Genomic DNA, 14885 nt, shown 5'->3' with positions numbered 1-14885 from the left:
TTCTACAGTACAGATCAGCAATTCGCTTACCCCAACCCTCTCGATTCATTCGCAACGTTTAGTAGGAGAAGATTTTGGCTACTTCGACCTCTTTGAAAACCACACGATCAGAAGAAATTTTTGCCGCCGCTCAAAAGCTCATGCCCGGTGGAGTTAGCTCTCCTGTGCGCGCCTTCAAATCGGTCGGCGGCCAGCCCGTCGTATTTGACCGAGTGAAGGGAGCTTACGCTTGGGATGTGGATGGCAACCAGTACATCGACTACATCGGAACTTGGGGGCCTGCGATTTGTGGCCATGCCCACCCCGACGTGATCAAGGCCATTCAAGAAGCCGCCGAAAAGGGGACTAGCTTTGGTGCCCCCTGCTACAACGAAAACGTGCTGGCCGAAATGGTCATTGATGCTGTGCCCAGCATTGAAATGGTGCGCTTTGTGAACTCCGGCACCGAAGCTTGTATGGCTGTGCTGCGCCTCATGCGGGCCTACACGGGTCGCGAAAAGGTCATCAAGTTTGAAGGCTGCTACCACGGTCACGCTGACATGTTTTTGGTCAAGGCCGGTTCGGGTGTGGCGACGCTGGGCCTGCCCGATTCGCCGGGTGTACCCAAAACCACCACTGCCAACACCCTGACCGCACCCTACAACGACCTAGAAGCCGTTAAAGCCCTGTTCGCAGAAAATCCTGGCGAAATCTGCGGTGTCATCTTGGAACCCGTGGTGGGCAATGCTGGCTTCATTCCTCCCGATGCGGGCTTTTTGGCTGGGCTGCGCGAAATTACCCGCGAAAATGATGCGCTGCTCGTATTTGATGAAGTGATGACCGGCTTCCGCATTTCCTATGGCGGTGCCCAAGAAAAATTTGGCATCACTCCCGACCTCACAACCCTGGGTAAAGTGATTGGCGGTGGTTTGCCTGTGGGGGCCTACGGTGGCCGCAGAGACATCATGCAAATGGTGGCTCCTGCTGGTCCCATGTACCAGGCCGGAACCCTATCTGGAAACCCGCTGGCGATGATGGCAGGAATCAAAACCCTCGAAATTTTGCAGCGACCCGGCTCCTACGAGTACCTGGAGCAAATTACCAAGCAGCTGGCAGATGGTTTGCTAGAAGTGGCCAAGGAAACCGGACATGAAGCCTGTGGTGGCTCCATCAGTGCGATGTTTGGCTTTTTCTTTAATCCTGGCCCTGTGCACAACTACGAAGATGCCAAGAAGTCTGATCTACAGAAGTTTGGCCGCTTCCATCGGGGAATGTTGGAGCATGGTGTGTATTTGGCCCCGTCTCAGTTCGAGGCAGGCTTTACCTCCATGGCTCACACTGAAGAGGACGTGAAGCGTACCTTGGAAGCTGCTCGTTCTGTCATGTCGGCACTGTAATCTTCAATCTGCCGCAGGGTCTTTTCCCGATAAGTCGTAAAAATCCCAGAGCGCCACTGCCAGTGCTCTGGGATTTTTGATGGGAGGGAATGAACGCAAGACTGATGCATGGATGCTGTGTGGCGGGTGCTTCATACCTGCCATACAACCCAAACACATGACATGGGGCGGACTTGCATCCGTTTTGAACCTAGTTGAAGCGAGTTCAGCGATCGCCCAGAGTCGTATCCCGCTTGGGTTAGCAGGTGCAGCCCTTGTGTCCACAGTCGCCATGGCCGTCGGGGTGACCATTGGCACACGCTTCGCTGCAATAGTGTTTGCCATCTTTTTGAATGGCTTGCTCTAAATACACAATGCAAAGGCACGGCTCGCAGGCGCATTTCATTTGAGTGACAGCCGACATGTTGAAATTCCTCAATCAACGATCAATGCTGCAATCAGCATAACACCTGAACAGTTATTCAGATATTGAAATCTGTAAAGCTGAGGGATGAGATTTAGATAATGGGCAATGTCTTGGGTAATGGTTTGAGTAATGGTTTGGAGTTGTAAAACCTTGACCGAGAAGCGATCGCACGGATTTAGGCAGGTAGCCACAACACGACTATCGAACCAAAGAGAGCGGCTCGGTGCGCGGTAGGGCATCTCGCTTGCCCGTGAGCAGATACACCACCATCGATCCTTTGCCCTTAATGGGAATGGCACCGCGAGACTCGAAGCGATAGCGATGCTTCAATCGTTGAAATACGGCCTCTGTGACCTGAATACCGCCTGCTACGCCGTGCGACTCCATACGGCTTGCCGTATTGACGGTGTCTCCCCACAGGTCGTAAATAAATTTTTTGACTCCAATCACTCCTGCAACGACGGGTCCAGTATTGATCCCAATTCTCATTTGAAAAGGGCGCGAATGGCTGGCACTGAATTGGGCGATCGCCCACTGCATATCCAAGGCCATATCCGCGATCGCCTCTAAATGATCGATCCGCTCTGTCGGTAGCCCGCCCACCACCATGTAGGAATCCCCAATCGTCTTAATTTTTTCGAGCCCATGCCGCTCCGCCAGGTAATCAAATGTCGAAAAAATTTGGTTCAGCAGCGTGACCATTTCCTCCGGCGGTGAACTCGAAGACAACTCTGTGAAGCCAACGATATCGGCAAACAGGACTGATGCCTCGGCAAAATTTTCGGCGATCGTCCGGTGCTCTTGCTTGAGTTGTCGCGCCACAGCCTCGGGCAAAATGTTCAGCAGCAGTCGTTCCGATTTTTCCCGTTCCGATTCTAGCTCCGCCAACGCCTGAAACTCTGCCTGCTGCAGCCGTTCGTACATCAGCACCGACAAGTTGCAAATCACGCAAAACCAAAACAAGTACAACCACAGCGACTCATCCCACAGAGCTGCTTGCTCTTGCTCTAGCCCCAAAACTGAGTTCACGCCAAAAAAGTAGGCCAACACTCCCACTTGGGAGAGTAAATGGATGGGCCAGCGAACGGGAATGAGCGCAGCCTGCGCCAAAAACACAAGCGTCCAAGCAAAGATGCCAGGAAAGGCGAACCCGCGCCAGGTTGCCCAAATTTGCTCAATTAGCGTGATGGACCAGGAACAGCCCAGCAGCACCAAAGCCGGATGGCGTTTGCCAAAGCGGGAATGATGCAGCACCAAGCAACCTGCCAAGCTGAGCCAAACGGCGATCGCCATTCTGAGCCAGCTGGGATCTAGCGAACCTGGATTGATGCTGCCCATGAACAGCCGCAGCATGATAAACGTTGCATAAGCCACAATCCCAATTTGAAGGGCAATTTGCAGTCGCCGCCGCATAAAAGACTGCCGCCACGCCAAGTACCGTTTCAGGTCATTGGCTGACAAGCTGGGATAGAGAACTTGCCAATACTTCTGGATGTGTGAAACGAACGCACGCTTGTTCACGGGGCTACTGGGGTAAGGTGAACCTGAACAAAATCGAGGTTATGAAAGAATGAATAATACCTACCAAAACTTACCCATTTTGCGCAAAAAAAATGAGAACAAGGTGATACCTTAGCTACCTCTAATGTAAAGTTTCACGGCGTGGAGCGCGGGCAACGAGTGGTTTAAACCGTCCGTAGCATAACCTTACTCGTCCATTGCAGCTAGTTTGAGCGATCGCTGTAGCTCAATCACCTCATCACGGTGCGCTTTAACTAGCACCAAATTCCGAGGAGTTTCGGAATCGCTCTCCAGCGCCTCAACCTGAAGCGTAACCGACTCTTGCCGTCCGGCCTTCTTCCAGTAAAAGATGCCCGCCAAAGGCGCTAGCAGCGTTAAAAACGGAAATACCGTGGCATACCTTGGATTTGCCATTGAGAGCACAAGCGACAGGCAAAGAATGCCCACCGCTGCCAAGCCCGACAAAAACACCGCCAAAAAACCGCTAGGGCGCACCATCCCCTCAAACCGAACCTGATTTTTTTCGGCATCCACAGCCGCAATACGATAGGCACGCTCCATAAAGTAGCGCTGCAAATCTTCTAGCAAGGAAACTTGAGGCTGCTCAGCAACAAATTTGGCAACCTCCGTTCGATCTTTTACCGAAGCTCGAATGAAGAAAAATAACCCAATACCCAGCAGCAACGTGAGAAAAACAGTCGAAGAAAGAACAGGCAGGTGCATAGACCACACAATTAAAAACGCACAACCACCATTAAGGCGCTAATACTATGGTGCCTCAGATAGTGCCTGAGCACGTGTATCAAACTTGCGAACCCTGATTTTTATCGTTAACACTATCGTCAAGACTATCGTTGGGACTTGCGCAGTTGAACGATGGTTGGGACGCTAAGCGCCCTCACCATCGTTCAACCCCCGGTTTTTGGGATGAAGGGCAGAAGTCCTAAAAGTATGTTCTTCTCTGGGTGCAAATGGAGGTTGTTGAGCGTGGTGTGTAACCTAAGTTCCCAAAAAACAGAGGGATTCTGCCATGGCAGAATCCCTCTGTTTTTCCAATTCGCTCAACATTTAGAGCAGTTCAGTGATCAAGTACATTCCTGCTCGGCAAAGAAACCTAAGATGAAGGTGCTTGAACTGGAGAGCGTAATCAGCAGCCATCTGATGAACGAATGGACTCCATTATCGAGCAGCGATCGCTTCTGGCACTTGACTATCGGCATAATCGCTCCACAAACGAGAGAGATCTTCTGCCTTTTTGCGCCACTCTGGAGTGATTTGATACATGCGACGAGGTCGCCCTCGGCCCTCAACTTTCTTCCAATATCCTGAGATCGCATGAGTATCTTCCAAAAACTTGAGCGCACTATAGAGCACCGTATCGGAAAGTCGATAGCTCGGATGCTCTGCCTCTAGAAGCTGAATGAGTTCTGTTCCATAGGAATCGTGGCGCAGCAACACATCCAGCACATAACAAACAGCAAGCTCTTTGTTTAGGTAGTTAGGCGGAGGGTTCTGGAAGAATTGGTAAATCTGATCAAGTGTGGTCATACGGCTTGTCCAAGATGGCTCTTTCAGTACTGGCAATCCCTAAAGTGGGGGGCTTTTGGACAGAGGGATTAGAGATTTAACCGACAGATAAAGAATGATAAGAATCTTAAGTCTATTGTCGGCTATTTAACCAGATCAGCTTGACTTTTAGCGTAGCTGGTCGAACTACGGTGGCTAAGGTCGCTTAACCGAAGCCTACGCGGTGAAACAAAACTCAATTGAAGTATGAGAGCACCGTTACGAAAAGCTGGCGATCGCCAGTACCCAACGCATAGTGCTATCAGTCACCAGATTGAAGCTTTGTTTGGCTGGGAAAGTTGGCGATCGCCAACCTTGTTGAGAACTGTTCTCAAATAATCCCAAAGCCCAAATGACGAACTTGGCGTCATGTTTTGATGGATATGTCGATTCTAGACACTACACCAATATTCATCACTCAAACCTAAGAGAGATTTCCTCTAACCACTCTATAAATGGAGAGAGAATCCCCTAGCAAGACGACCAGTCTGTTTTCAGAGTTCCCGTTATTGAAAGTAAAAAACGACCTTACCACACAAAAATCAATGATGAAGATTGATTTTTGTCTAGGTTTAAAGGGTTGGTCACTGGTGCAATTGCCTCCAGGCACGACAGATAAGGGGGTGAGTCGCTGAGTGATGGAAGGTAAAATTTGAATCCATCAAAGTTCTTAAAATTCATGCCTGGAGAAGGCTTGAGGAAATTTAGAGCCCATCAAATCGAGGATGGCTGTAGCGCCCTTCCCACCCGATTCATCAAGGAAATACGACTGATAATTTTCTGTTGAATCAGCGATGAACCAGCGGCGTGAACAAGGTGTAGCGAATTTTTAGGGTAAGTTCAGTAGTTTTACGGAATGCTGAATTGTTTGCTTAAACGAGTCCCGATCTCAGTGCAACCACTGCCGCTTGAACTCGATCATCAACCGCCAGCTTGTTCATGATGCCGCGCACATGGGTTTTGACAGTATTGGGGCTCAAGTAAAGCGCCTGGGCAATTTCGGGATTGCTGCGTCCTTCAACCATGAGCTTGAGCACTTCTATCTCGCGTTGAGAGAGTAACCCCACTGCGGCTGCATCTGCTGCATTCGTTGGCGTTTTTAGATGATCCATGACTTGGCGAGCCACCAGCGGATCGAGATAGCTGGCCCCTTCGCGGGCCGCATCGATTGCCGCAAGCAGGCGCTCAACGGTTGTACCTTTGACGCAATAGGCATCAGCTCCAGCCGAGAGTGCTGCAATGACTTCATTTTCGGTCGTGTGCGAGGTCAGCATCACAATGCGGACTTGCGGTAAGGCTTCCTTAATTTTCGCGGTAGCGGCAATCCCATCCATGCGGGGTAGCCCAATGTCCATCACGATAATGTCGGGCTTGAGTTTTGTGGCTTCTTCGACTGCGAGATAACCATCGTCGGCTCGTCCTACAACTTCAATATCAGGCTGGTTGCTCAACGATTGCTCCAGTCCTAGCTGCATCATGGGGTCATCTTCAACAATTAAGACCCTGGCAATTGCAGGTTCAGAAGCTTCGCTCATGGTGGACTCCTTCGATGACATACGGGCGGTTAGGTAAAACCCTGTAAAGACAGATTAACCTGTCTTTGCTGGAAGAGATAAGACTGGAAAATTTCGGATGGTACTACTAAATGTAGTACTACAGAAAGATAATGAATCCCTAAAGGGATGAGCTGATTTTTGAATGGCTAGATTTGGTCGTGTTTCAAATGTGTGGTTATTGGTTGTGGAAGGGGTGCATCGCACCCCTTCCACAACCAATAACCACACGTCTAGAACATCACCCTAGATTTCAAGTTCTGGCTTCTAAAAATTAGATAGGGCTTACGCAGTTGAATGATATCTGGGGCGCGAAGGCCCAAACATCATTCAACCTATAGTTCTTCGTATGAAGTGCGTAAATCCTCAAGCTGACTAGGGGCTGACTGCGATCGCCAACCAAAACATGAGTGGGGCAATAAGAGGTGCGGGCAAAAACGGAGCCACGCGAACGTTGCCAATGTCGAGCAGCATGAGCCCGATGGCAAAGACCATGAGGCCACCAACCCCGGTAACCAGCATGACAACGGGAGAGTTGGCGGGATCGGGCAAGGATTGGGCCAAGGACCCGGCTGCTAATGACAGAATGCCCTGGTAGATGAGGATAGATAAGGCTGAAAACCCGACGCCCATGCCATAACTGCTGGTGAGGGCGATCGCCGCTAGCCCGTCCATGGTGGCTTTGAGCGTGAGCAGGGTGTTATCGCCAATGAGGCCATTATTGAGGCTGCCAATGAGTGCCATGGGGCCAATGCAGAATAATAGACTGGCAGCAACAAACCCTTCGGTAAACTTGCCTTTGCCCTTAAACCGATGTTTTAGCCAATCTCCAACAATGGTGAGTTTGTCTTCAAGCTTGAGCCACTCGCCGAGCAATCCGCCCAGCACCAGGGTGAGTAATCCGAGAATGATGCCATCAACAACCCCTGCGCCAGCCCTGGTCAGGCTATTAGCCATGTTGAGCCCAATTAGCAATGTGGTGAGGCCCACTCCGTGGGTGATGATGCGCTGCATACGCGGCGGCAGGCGATCGCGAAATAAAAGCCCCAGTGTGGTGCCCAAAACGATTGTGCCAACGTTGATCCAGGTTCCGCTGGTTCGAGCCCACAGATCCAATAACATGCGATCGCCATCAAAAGTTGATAAAGTTGCCCACGCATCTTAAAGACATAGCGGCTGCAATGCTTCCTCCAAACAGGCGATCTTGGCGCTGCCCTTGACCTGAACTATCGGACAGGCAGCGCTATAGATGGAGACCTGCTGCACAAATGGCTGTTTGGAGCGTGAAACATTGCGCAGTGGTGCCGCGCAATGTTTCATGCAAGAGGTCTATTGAGTAGAAGAGAGTTAACGAGCGGGCTTGGCGGGCTTATTTTGCATGATCATTCGCTCAAAGCTTAGGCCAATCACACCCAGCGTTACCAGCAAAATGCCCATAATTTGAACGGTTTTGAGGGCAGTGATCGGCCCAGGAGTAATTAAGAAGGCCAGCAGTGCCGTTAGCACAGGACCGCTTGAAGCAATGATTGAAGCTCGGGCTGCCCCTAGCCGCTGGACGCCCAGATTATTTAACAAATAGCCAATCAGGGTTAGCGTGCCCAACACCAAACCGCCGAGCAGCAGACCCGCCAGGTTGCGCGGCGGTTGCTGGACTCCAAAGGGAATGAGCATCAGGTTGGCCAGCACAAAAATGGTGACAAACTGAATAAAGCTGACGGGGACGGGATGCAGCTTTTTGAAGCTGATCTGCATGGAGATGAGGTATAGCGCAAAGAAGACGCCGGAAAAAATGGCGGCAACGATGCCACTGACAGAAACGGTGGTGGTGCCTGCTAGCCGAGGCAGTGCCGTTAGCACAACGCCGCAGAGAATGGCAAACATGACGATCCATCGCAGAAAGGTGGGGCGATCGCCAAACAAAAACCATGCCAGCGGGACGGTAATCAACGGATACATGAACAGGATGGTGACGGCCACTCCAGGACTAATGGCGGCGATCGCCAGATAGATCAGCACTTGTGAGCTGAATAAGAAGAGACCGCTCCCAATCACCGTCAAAATAGGGCGTAAATCTCGCGATAGGAAAAATGTCTTCACATCCCGCCATACGGGAGGATACAGCCATCGGGCGACAAACCACATGACTGGAACCACCACCACCATCCTCAGCCACAAAATCAGCAGCGAATCGGAGAAGGAATCCAACTCCAGCGAGACTGGAAAGCTAAAAACCCCAAACAGCCGCGTTTCCCAGCCAATCATGCCGACCACAACGTTATGCAGCGATAGCGCCAGAGTGGACAGCAAAATTAGAATCAAGCCCAACTGAGCTGGGGTGCGTTTGGCTGAGACTGCAGGCTTGCCAGATTCGGGCTGGCTGGCTCGGCTTGCGGCAGCGCGAGAAGCCCGAGACGCAGAAACGGGAGCCGTTGGAATATTTGATGCGGATGGGGTATCTGGTTGAGCCGCAGAGGGGGTTCCTTGTAGGAGACCCTGAGTTGAGCCAAGCGATCGCCCTGAAGGCACGCCACTTGCGGATTGGGCCTGTTGGAGTTGAGGATAGCTGCCGGTGGGAAATGGACTGGCCTCGGCAGGGTTTTTGGCGAGTTCAACTTGAAGGCGATCGCTCAGGCGGCTCACCAACTCATCCAATAACGCCTCGCCCTGTTTTTCTAAACCCTGCATGCGTTCTAGCCGTTGGGCTAGGGCTTGCTCATAGGTACTTAGATCTTGCTGCAAAGCCACCAACGCCTGGTTAATGGTGTTATCTAGCGCCATCATGGCTTGGTTGGTGCCTTGCTGTTGCCCATCCGTTAAGGAAGGTAGCTGGCCAGAGGCTTGCATATGGGAGGTCTCATTTTGCTTGAGCCGCTGCGACAGGATGGCGTAGAGCTGACTGGCCAACGCTTGGGCGAGTTGCTTTGCCCATACTTTTTGCTGGGCAAGCTGCTGCTGACTCAGCAAAATCTGATGCTCAGACTGAAGTGCGTGGTTCTGAGCTTGCAGTTTCTCGATGTCGTTGAGCAAGCGCGATCGCTCGGCCTGTAGCCGCGAGATGTCCTGCCCCATTTGGGTCACAACCTCTTGCTGCAATGAGCGCAGGTCTTGCGTAACCGCCTTCAAAATTTGCTCTGTTGCATTGGATGGTTGAGGATCCATTGCATCCGCGTTGTTGGGTTGGTGATTCACGTTTCCCATGCAGCCCTATGTGTGTTGGCGCTAATGTTTGGAATCGGCGTAGGCCCGATGGCTGAAATGCGTGGTTCGAAGTGGCACAACCGCTTTGCAGCAACCGATTGAGGTCGGCATAGGTTGGCTTTACATCGAGTTCAAGCCCCGATCGATCCTCCAAAGTGTACCCAATGCAATGAGATCCCAACCAAATTCGCAGGAAAATTTGTGCGAGTGAGCCTCGATAATAAGGCTGGACTGCATTATCTTCTCCGCCATGACCCAGCCCAAAATCATTGTGCTTGATGATGATCCCACCGGATCTCAAACTGTTCACAGCTGTTTATTGCTGATGCAGTGGGATGTTGAGACGTTGCGCTTGGGGTTGGCGGATGCGTCGCCCATCATGTTTGTGCTGACCAATACGCGCGCCATGACCCCCGAAGCCGCCGATGCCCGAACCCGTGAGGTGTGTCGCAATCTTAAACAGGCGATCGCCCAAGAGCAGGTTCAGGATTTTTTGGTGGTCAGCCGATCGGACTCTACCTTGCGGGGCCACTATCCCGTCGAAACCGATGCGATCGCCGAGGAGCTTGGCCCGTTTGATGCTCACTTCCTCACGCCCGCCTTTTTTGAAGGAGGCCGTATCACCCGCGACAGCATTCACTATCTCATGATTGACGGGGTGCCCACGCCGGTTCACGAAACCGAATTTGCGCGGGATTCGGTCTTTGCCTATCGTCACAGCTACCTGCCCGACTACGTGGCCGAAAAAACCGCTGGGCGCATTCCTGCCGATCAGGTCGAGCGGTTTGTGTTGAGCGATATTCGCGCAGGGGTGCTGGAACGGTTGCAGCACTTGCACAACAACCAATGTGTTGCTGTCGATGCCGAAACGCAAGCGGATCTGAACCAGTTTGCTCAGGATGTGTTGACTGCGGCATCTCAGGGCAAGCGGTTTCTCTTCCGCAGTGCGGCCAGTTTGCTCACAGCCCTGGCTCACCTGCCGCCCCAGCCCGTTCCTGCCGAGGCCATGCGCCAATACACCCGCAACGGCAAGCCCGGAGCCGTGATTGTAGGCTCCCATGTCAAAAAAACGACCGAGCAGCTTCAGCAATTGCTGGAAACTCCCGGCATTGTGCCGATTGAGGTGGATGTGACCCACTTGCTAGAAGATTCGCCTGTGCAACGCGAGGAATTGCTGAGCCAGATTCTCGATCAGGTGCATCAGGCGCACCAGCAGGGTAAGACATCGGTGGTCTTTACCAGTCGGCAAGAACTTACCTTTGCCGATGCCCAAACGCGGCTGGATTTTGGGGTGGCGGTGTCGCGCCTGCTTATGGATGTTGAGCGGGGGTTGCCCGCAGAGATTGGGTTTTTGATCAGTAAGGGGGGCATTACCTCCAACGATACGCTGAGCGACGGGCTGGCGCTACGGACAGCGCGCCTGCTAGGGCAAATTTTGCCGGGTGTGTCGATGGTGTGCACCCCTGCCGAGCATCCCCAATTTCCCAACTTGCCGGTGGTGCTCTTTCCCGGAAATGTGGGCGATCGCACCTCTCTGGCTGAAGCCTATCGCCGCCTGAGCGCCTCCTGATTGCGGGGTTGAAATCCATTCAGTTCTTCACAGAAGGGCTAAATTTTTCCAACTATTTCCCGTTTTGATTGGCGATCGGACGACTAAGATGGATAGTTACATTCCCGCAAACTCATTCGCTCAACCTGAATTCACGTCAAAACGGCTCCCTCATGAATTCTGAGTCTTCTTCCCCAATTTCCTTGTCTGCTCTGCCTCAGGCGGTTCCCGAATCCAGCCTCAACTTGCAAGTACGCCTTAAAAGTGAAGGCGGCCGGCTGTTGCTGCTGTTGCCGCCCGAGGTCGAGCCCAGCAGCACCGCCCCCACCTGGACCGATATTTGGCAACAGTTCAAGCATCGGCTCAATGCGGGAGAGCGCTTTTGGCAGCCCAATACCTCGGTGCATCTCATCGCGCGCGATCGCCTACTGGATGTGCGCCAACTTCAATCCATTGACGACGCGCTCAACGATGTGCAGCTACGGCTCAAGCGGGTGTACACCAGCCGCCGCCAAACGGCTGTCGCAGCGGCCACCACGGGCCTATCTGTTGAGCAACAGCCCTCTGTAAGCCAGCTGGCTCCTGCCACCGAAACCAGCCAAACCCTCGAAGAACCGCTATACCTGCAAACCACCGTGCGATCGGGCATGGATCTGCGTCATCCCGGCTCCATCATCATTTTTGGAGACGTGAATCCTGGCAGCACCATCACAGCCGATGGCGATATTCTGGTATGGGGTTATTTGAGAGGAGTTGCTCACGCTGGGGCATCAGGCAACAACCGCTGTGTCATTATGGCGTTGCGGCTAGAGCCAACCCAACTCCGTATTGGAGACATGGTGGCTCGTGCACCCGAAACCCCGCCAAATGAGTATCAGCCCGAGGTCGTTTACGTTGCCACCGACGGCATTCGCATCGCAAAAGCTGCTGATTTTTCAAAACTTCGTTTGCAAAACTAAAAGGACATATCAAGAGGATTTTCATGAGCCGCGTCATCGTCATTACATCGGGTAAAGGAGGAGTTGGCAAAACCACAACAACTGCCAACCTGGGCATGGCTTTAGCCCAACGGGGACGCAAGGTAGCCGTGGTCGATGCAGACTTTGGTCTGCGAAATCTCGATTTGCTGCTGGGCTTGGAGAATCGCATCGTGTTTACAGCGGTCGAAGTCTTGGCAGGAGAGTGCCGGTTAGAACAAGCCCTTGTGAAAGACAAGCGCCAGCCCAATTTGTCGTTGCTGCCCGCAGCCCAAAACCGCACCAAAGATGCTGTCAATCCCCAACAAATGAAAAAGTTGGTGAATGCACTGGCTCGCGTCAATGACTATGTGCTGATTGACAGCCCTGCCGGAATTGAGATGGGATTCCAAAACTCAATTGTGGCTGCGACCGAAGCCTTGATTGTGACAACGCCAGAAATCGCGGCGGTTCGCGATGCCGATCGCGTTGTGGGTTTGCTAGAGGCCAACGACATCAAAAAGCAACACCTGATTGTGAACCGTCTCAAGCCGGCTATGGTGCAAGAAGACCTGATGATGTCGGTCAAGGATGTGCAAGAGATTTTAGCTATTCCGTTGATTGGTGTGATTCCAGATGACGAGCGCGTGATTGTTTCCACCAACCGAGGCGAGCCGCTGGTGTTGGGGCAAAAACTTACCCTGGCTGGATTGGCTTATGAAAACATTGCCCGCCGTGTCGAAGGTGAAAAGGTTCCCTTTTTGGATTTAACTGCGGCTCATGACGACTTGTTCTCGCGCATTCGTCGCTTGTTCCGTGGGTCTTCTCGCTAATCGTTTCGGTTGCCTTCCTCTATATCCCTCACCCGTTCGCCCCATGCTGATTGAATTGCTTGAACGCATCTTTCCACGACACCCCGAGGTGAGCACAAGCCGAGAGACCGTGAAGCGCCGCTTGCAGCTTGTGCTTGCCCATGACCGATCCGATCTATCGCCTGCCACGATCGAAAAAATGCGGCAGGAAATTCTTGAAGTTGTATCGCGCTATGTTGAGATTGACCAAGACTCGACGGAGTTTATGCTGGAAAACAGCCAGCGGTCAACGGCTTTGATTGCCAATTTGCCCATTCGTCGAGTCAAGCCCGATTCTCAAGATTCGGGTTCGATGCTCAATGCTGAGTAGGTCTTTTCTGCTTTGGGGTTGGATGCGAAGCGGTGTGGGCTTTTGTATGGGTCGGGGTTGCTGCGAATTGACCGATGCGGCCAGGCTGATGGTGCGATTGCGGAATCGTCGTTGAGTATAGGTAACCCAGTGGAAACGACGAACTTTTTGGCGTGGGTTTTGCTAATTGGGGGTGTGGGAACCTTTGGCTTATGGGTGATGCTGTGGGCCTATCGCGGTAGTGGTAGCCGTGCGGTCGTGTTTGGCGACCCGATTGATCTGCCGCCGCCAACGGTAGAAACAGAAGAATACGAAACGCTAAAGGCTGGACTGGTACGGTTTCGCGAGGGAGCCTTTTCTCAAGCGATCGCCCAATTCTCCAAAGCGATTCTGCTAGATACTCAGTTTGCCGAGGCTTATCATAACCAGGGGCTCACCCAAGCCAACCTTCGACAGGATGGAGATGCTGTGCGCAGTTTGGTAAAAGCAGGTGAGTTGTACTTAGAGCAGGGCAATCCAGCTGGCTATGAGCGAGTGAAAGCCGACTTGCAGCAACTCAAATCTGCAAGAAGCACCGAATCTTCGCCTAAATCTTCGTGAGTAAAAGACTCGCTTTTGCCGACCTTGAGCCAATTTGGATGGCAAAACGGGCTTGTGAAACGGCTTGGAAAAACCTCAAAGCTCAAGAGCCCAGCGTTGAACATGTAAGGAAGCAGCCATCATTCACCAGAAAACCCTAGAACTCTATGCCGTCCGCACAGAGTTCTAGGGTTTGAATTTTAGGGTGTCCAGCTATTTGGAATCGACATGTCGATTCCAAGATAAAGCTACCGAGTTCCGTTGGCTTCCTTTTTTCCCAAGCGATCGCTAATGCCTTGCAGCCTTTGGGTAGAGGGAACTGGCGATCGCGGTGCAGGCAGGTCTGTATCGGGCCAGTTGGGAAGATCGGTACAGGGACACGACATGTCTGCCCGTAGCCCCAAGTCGAGCATCGGTACTGGCATGTCACAGCGGGCACAGGAGGTAATAATCCACGCAGAAGATAACAGATTCGCAATCGTCTGGGTTGTGCCTTCTAAGTACGCATCGTGAGCGTGGTGACTCTGCACCTCTTCCCAAAGCGCCTCAAAGTCATCGCTGTAGCGATCGCCCTGCACAATATTGTGAGGCGACGCAAGGGGCTGCGCATTGTGGATTAGAATACGCTTGCCTAGTTGAAACCAATAAGCCAGGTACTGTTTAACCTGTTCTTTGGATGCCATAGAACCTTATACTCAACAAAAAAATTGTGCGATCGCCTCATGGCCATAGCGTCAACCTGCTGCGATTGTTGCCAACGCCCTATCAACCAAAGTTAACCAACACAGTTAACCAACGAACATCCGAATGGCCTTGATTGAACGGCATTGCATCATAACGGCATGATCAAAAGAGCGATCGCCCGTTGCTTCCTAACTTCCTGCCATTTGAGCGTTCGGTGCATTAGCCTTAACTCTTGCATCACCCAAGCTGCACCCCACATCAGTTTGATCTTCAGTTAGATCTTCATGTATCAACACCAGATGCCGCTCAGTGATGAATGCCGCTAGGCGAAAGAAT

General features: G+C 52.1%; 16 protein-coding genes. 7 read left to right on the top strand and 9 right to left on the bottom strand.

Annotation, left to right across the window (positions count from 1 at the left end):
- Window positions 1–92: 92 nt before the first annotated feature.
- Entirely contained in the window at window positions 93–1376 is a 1284-nt protein-coding gene (gene hemL / locus ACQ4M4_RS01405) for a glutamate-1-semialdehyde 2,1-aminomutase (protein WP_430682656.1), read from the top strand.
- A gap of 238 nt (window positions 1377–1614) precedes the next feature.
- Here the strand turns inward: hemL and ACQ4M4_RS01400 are convergent, their stop codons facing one another.
- From ACQ4M4_RS01400 to ACQ4M4_RS01385, 4 genes are all read right to left on the bottom strand, one after another.
- Entirely contained in the window at window positions 1615–1779 is a 165-nt protein-coding gene (locus ACQ4M4_RS01400; protein WP_430682655.1) for a metallothionein, read from the bottom strand.
- A gap of 201 nt (window positions 1780–1980) precedes the next feature.
- On the bottom strand, window positions 1981–3303 hold the full coding sequence (locus ACQ4M4_RS01395; RefSeq protein ID WP_430682654.1) for an adenylate/guanylate cyclase domain-containing protein: 1323 nt from the start codon (window positions 3301–3303) through the stop codon (window positions 1981–1983).
- Between the two features lie 186 nt (window positions 3304–3489).
- Window positions 3490–4026: a cofactor assembly of complex C subunit B gene (locus ACQ4M4_RS01390; protein ID WP_430682653.1), complete on the bottom strand. Its 537-nt coding sequence runs from the start codon at window positions 4024–4026 to the stop codon at window positions 3490–3492.
- Window positions 4027–4482: 456 nt separating this feature from the next.
- Entirely contained in the window at window positions 4483–4851 is a 369-nt protein-coding gene (locus tag ACQ4M4_RS01385) for a PadR family transcriptional regulator (RefSeq protein ID WP_430682652.1), read from the bottom strand.
- 225 nt (window positions 4852–5076) lie between these two features.
- Here ACQ4M4_RS01385 and ACQ4M4_RS01380 point away from each other — a divergent pair, with 225 nt between their 5' ends.
- Window positions 5077–5208, top strand: a complete 132-nt coding sequence (locus ACQ4M4_RS01380; protein WP_430682651.1) for a hypothetical protein — start codon at window positions 5077–5079, stop codon at window positions 5206–5208.
- A gap of 533 nt (window positions 5209–5741) precedes the next feature.
- Here ACQ4M4_RS01380 and ACQ4M4_RS01375 read toward each other — a convergent pair.
- The 4 genes from ACQ4M4_RS01375 to ACQ4M4_RS01360 all read right to left on the bottom strand — a co-directional run bounded on the left by ACQ4M4_RS01375 (window position 5742) and on the right by ACQ4M4_RS01360 (window position 9581).
- The gene (locus tag ACQ4M4_RS01375) at window positions 5742–6404 is read right to left on the bottom strand and encodes a response regulator (RefSeq protein ID WP_430682650.1); all 663 of its coding nucleotides are present in this window, start codon (window positions 6402–6404) and stop codon (window positions 5742–5744) included.
- A gap of 393 nt (window positions 6405–6797) precedes the next feature.
- Entirely contained in the window at window positions 6798–7544 is a 747-nt protein-coding gene (locus ACQ4M4_RS01370) for a DUF554 domain-containing protein (protein ID WP_430682649.1), read from the bottom strand.
- A 39-nt stretch (window positions 7545–7583) separates the two neighbouring features.
- Window positions 7584–7742: a hypothetical protein gene (locus ACQ4M4_RS01365; protein WP_430682648.1), complete on the bottom strand. Its 159-nt coding sequence runs from the start codon at window positions 7740–7742 to the stop codon at window positions 7584–7586.
- A 27-nt stretch (window positions 7743–7769) separates the two neighbouring features.
- Complete coding sequence (locus ACQ4M4_RS01360; protein WP_430682647.1) at window positions 7770–9581, bottom strand: EamA family transporter; 1812 nt, start codon at window positions 9579–9581, stop codon at window positions 7770–7772.
- 289 nt (window positions 9582–9870) lie between these two features.
- Between ACQ4M4_RS01360 and ACQ4M4_RS01355 the strand changes: the two genes are divergently transcribed.
- The 5 genes from ACQ4M4_RS01355 (at window position 9871) to ACQ4M4_RS01335 (ending at window position 13886) form a co-directional block, all read left to right on the top strand.
- Complete coding sequence (locus tag ACQ4M4_RS01355) at window positions 9871–11190, top strand: four-carbon acid sugar kinase family protein (protein ID WP_430682646.1); 1320 nt, start codon at window positions 9871–9873, stop codon at window positions 11188–11190.
- Window positions 11191–11342: 152 nt separating this feature from the next.
- The gene (gene minC / locus ACQ4M4_RS01350; RefSeq protein WP_430682645.1) at window positions 11343–12128 is read left to right on the top strand and encodes a septum site-determining protein MinC; all 786 of its coding nucleotides are present in this window, start codon (window positions 11343–11345) and stop codon (window positions 12126–12128) included.
- Window positions 12129–12151: 23 nt separating this feature from the next.
- Entirely contained in the window at window positions 12152–12958 is an 807-nt protein-coding gene (minD, locus tag ACQ4M4_RS01345) for a septum site-determining protein MinD (RefSeq protein ID WP_430682644.1), read from the top strand.
- A 43-nt stretch (window positions 12959–13001) separates the two neighbouring features.
- Window positions 13002–13307, top strand: coding sequence for a cell division topological specificity factor MinE (gene minE / locus ACQ4M4_RS01340; RefSeq protein ID WP_430682643.1), 306 nt, complete (start codon window positions 13002–13004; stop codon window positions 13305–13307).
- A gap of 129 nt (window positions 13308–13436) precedes the next feature.
- A complete protein-coding gene (locus tag ACQ4M4_RS01335; RefSeq protein WP_430682642.1) occupies window positions 13437–13886 on the top strand; it encodes a hypothetical protein in 450 nt (149 codons plus the stop codon).
- Window positions 13887–14113: 227 nt separating this feature from the next.
- On the opposite strand, the gene ACQ4M4_RS01330 is transcribed toward ACQ4M4_RS01335, so the two are convergent.
- Window positions 14114–14548 (bottom strand): hypothetical protein, encoded by a 435-nt coding sequence (locus tag ACQ4M4_RS01330; protein ID WP_430682641.1) that lies wholly within the window; start codon window positions 14546–14548, stop codon window positions 14114–14116.
- Window positions 14549–14885 lie beyond the last annotated feature (337 nt).

Source organism: Leptolyngbya sp. AN02str (genome assembly GCF_050565595.1).
Classification (GTDB): domain Bacteria; phylum Cyanobacteriota; class Cyanobacteriia; order Elainellales; family Elainellaceae; genus Kaiparowitsia.
Note: the sequence above shows the minus strand (reverse complement) of the source record. Positions and strands in the feature narration are given on the sequence as shown.

Coding starts and splice junctions, on each gene's coding strand:
- ACQ4M4_RS01400 (WP_430682655.1), bottom strand. CDS start 1,779: ATGTCGGCTGTCACTCAAATGAAATGCGCCTGCGAGCCGTGCCTTTGC.
- ACQ4M4_RS01390 (WP_430682653.1), bottom strand. CDS start 4,026: ATGCACCTGCCTGTTCTTTCTTCGACTGTTTTTCTCACGTTGCTGCTG.
- ACQ4M4_RS01385 (WP_430682652.1), bottom strand. CDS start 4,851: ATGACCACACTTGATCAGATTTACCAATTCTTCCAGAACCCTCCGCCT.
- ACQ4M4_RS01380 (WP_430682651.1), top strand. CDS start 5,077: ATGAGAGCACCGTTACGAAAAGCTGGCGATCGCCAGTACCCAACGCAT.
- ACQ4M4_RS01375 (WP_430682650.1), bottom strand. CDS start 6,404: ATGAGCGAAGCTTCTGAACCTGCAATTGCCAGGGTCTTAATTGTTGAA.
- ACQ4M4_RS01370 (WP_430682649.1), bottom strand. CDS start 7,544: ATGTTATTGGATCTGTGGGCTCGAACCAGCGGAACCTGGATCAACGTT.
- ACQ4M4_RS01365 (WP_430682648.1), bottom strand. CDS start 7,742: ATGAAACATTGCGCGGCACCACTGCGCAATGTTTCACGCTCCAAACAG.
- ACQ4M4_RS01360 (WP_430682647.1), bottom strand. CDS start 9,581: ATGGATCCTCAACCATCCAATGCAACAGAGCAAATTTTGAAGGCGGTT.
- ACQ4M4_RS01355 (WP_430682646.1), top strand. CDS start 9,871: ATGACCCAGCCCAAAATCATTGTGCTTGATGATGATCCCACCGGATCT.
- minC (WP_430682645.1), top strand. CDS start 11,343: ATGAATTCTGAGTCTTCTTCCCCAATTTCCTTGTCTGCTCTGCCTCAG.
- minD (WP_430682644.1), top strand. CDS start 12,152: ATGAGCCGCGTCATCGTCATTACATCGGGTAAAGGAGGAGTTGGCAAA.
- minE (WP_430682643.1), top strand. CDS start 13,002: ATGCTGATTGAATTGCTTGAACGCATCTTTCCACGACACCCCGAGGTG.
- ACQ4M4_RS01330 (WP_430682641.1), bottom strand. CDS start 14,548: ATGGCATCCAAAGAACAGGTTAAACAGTACCTGGCTTATTGGTTTCAA.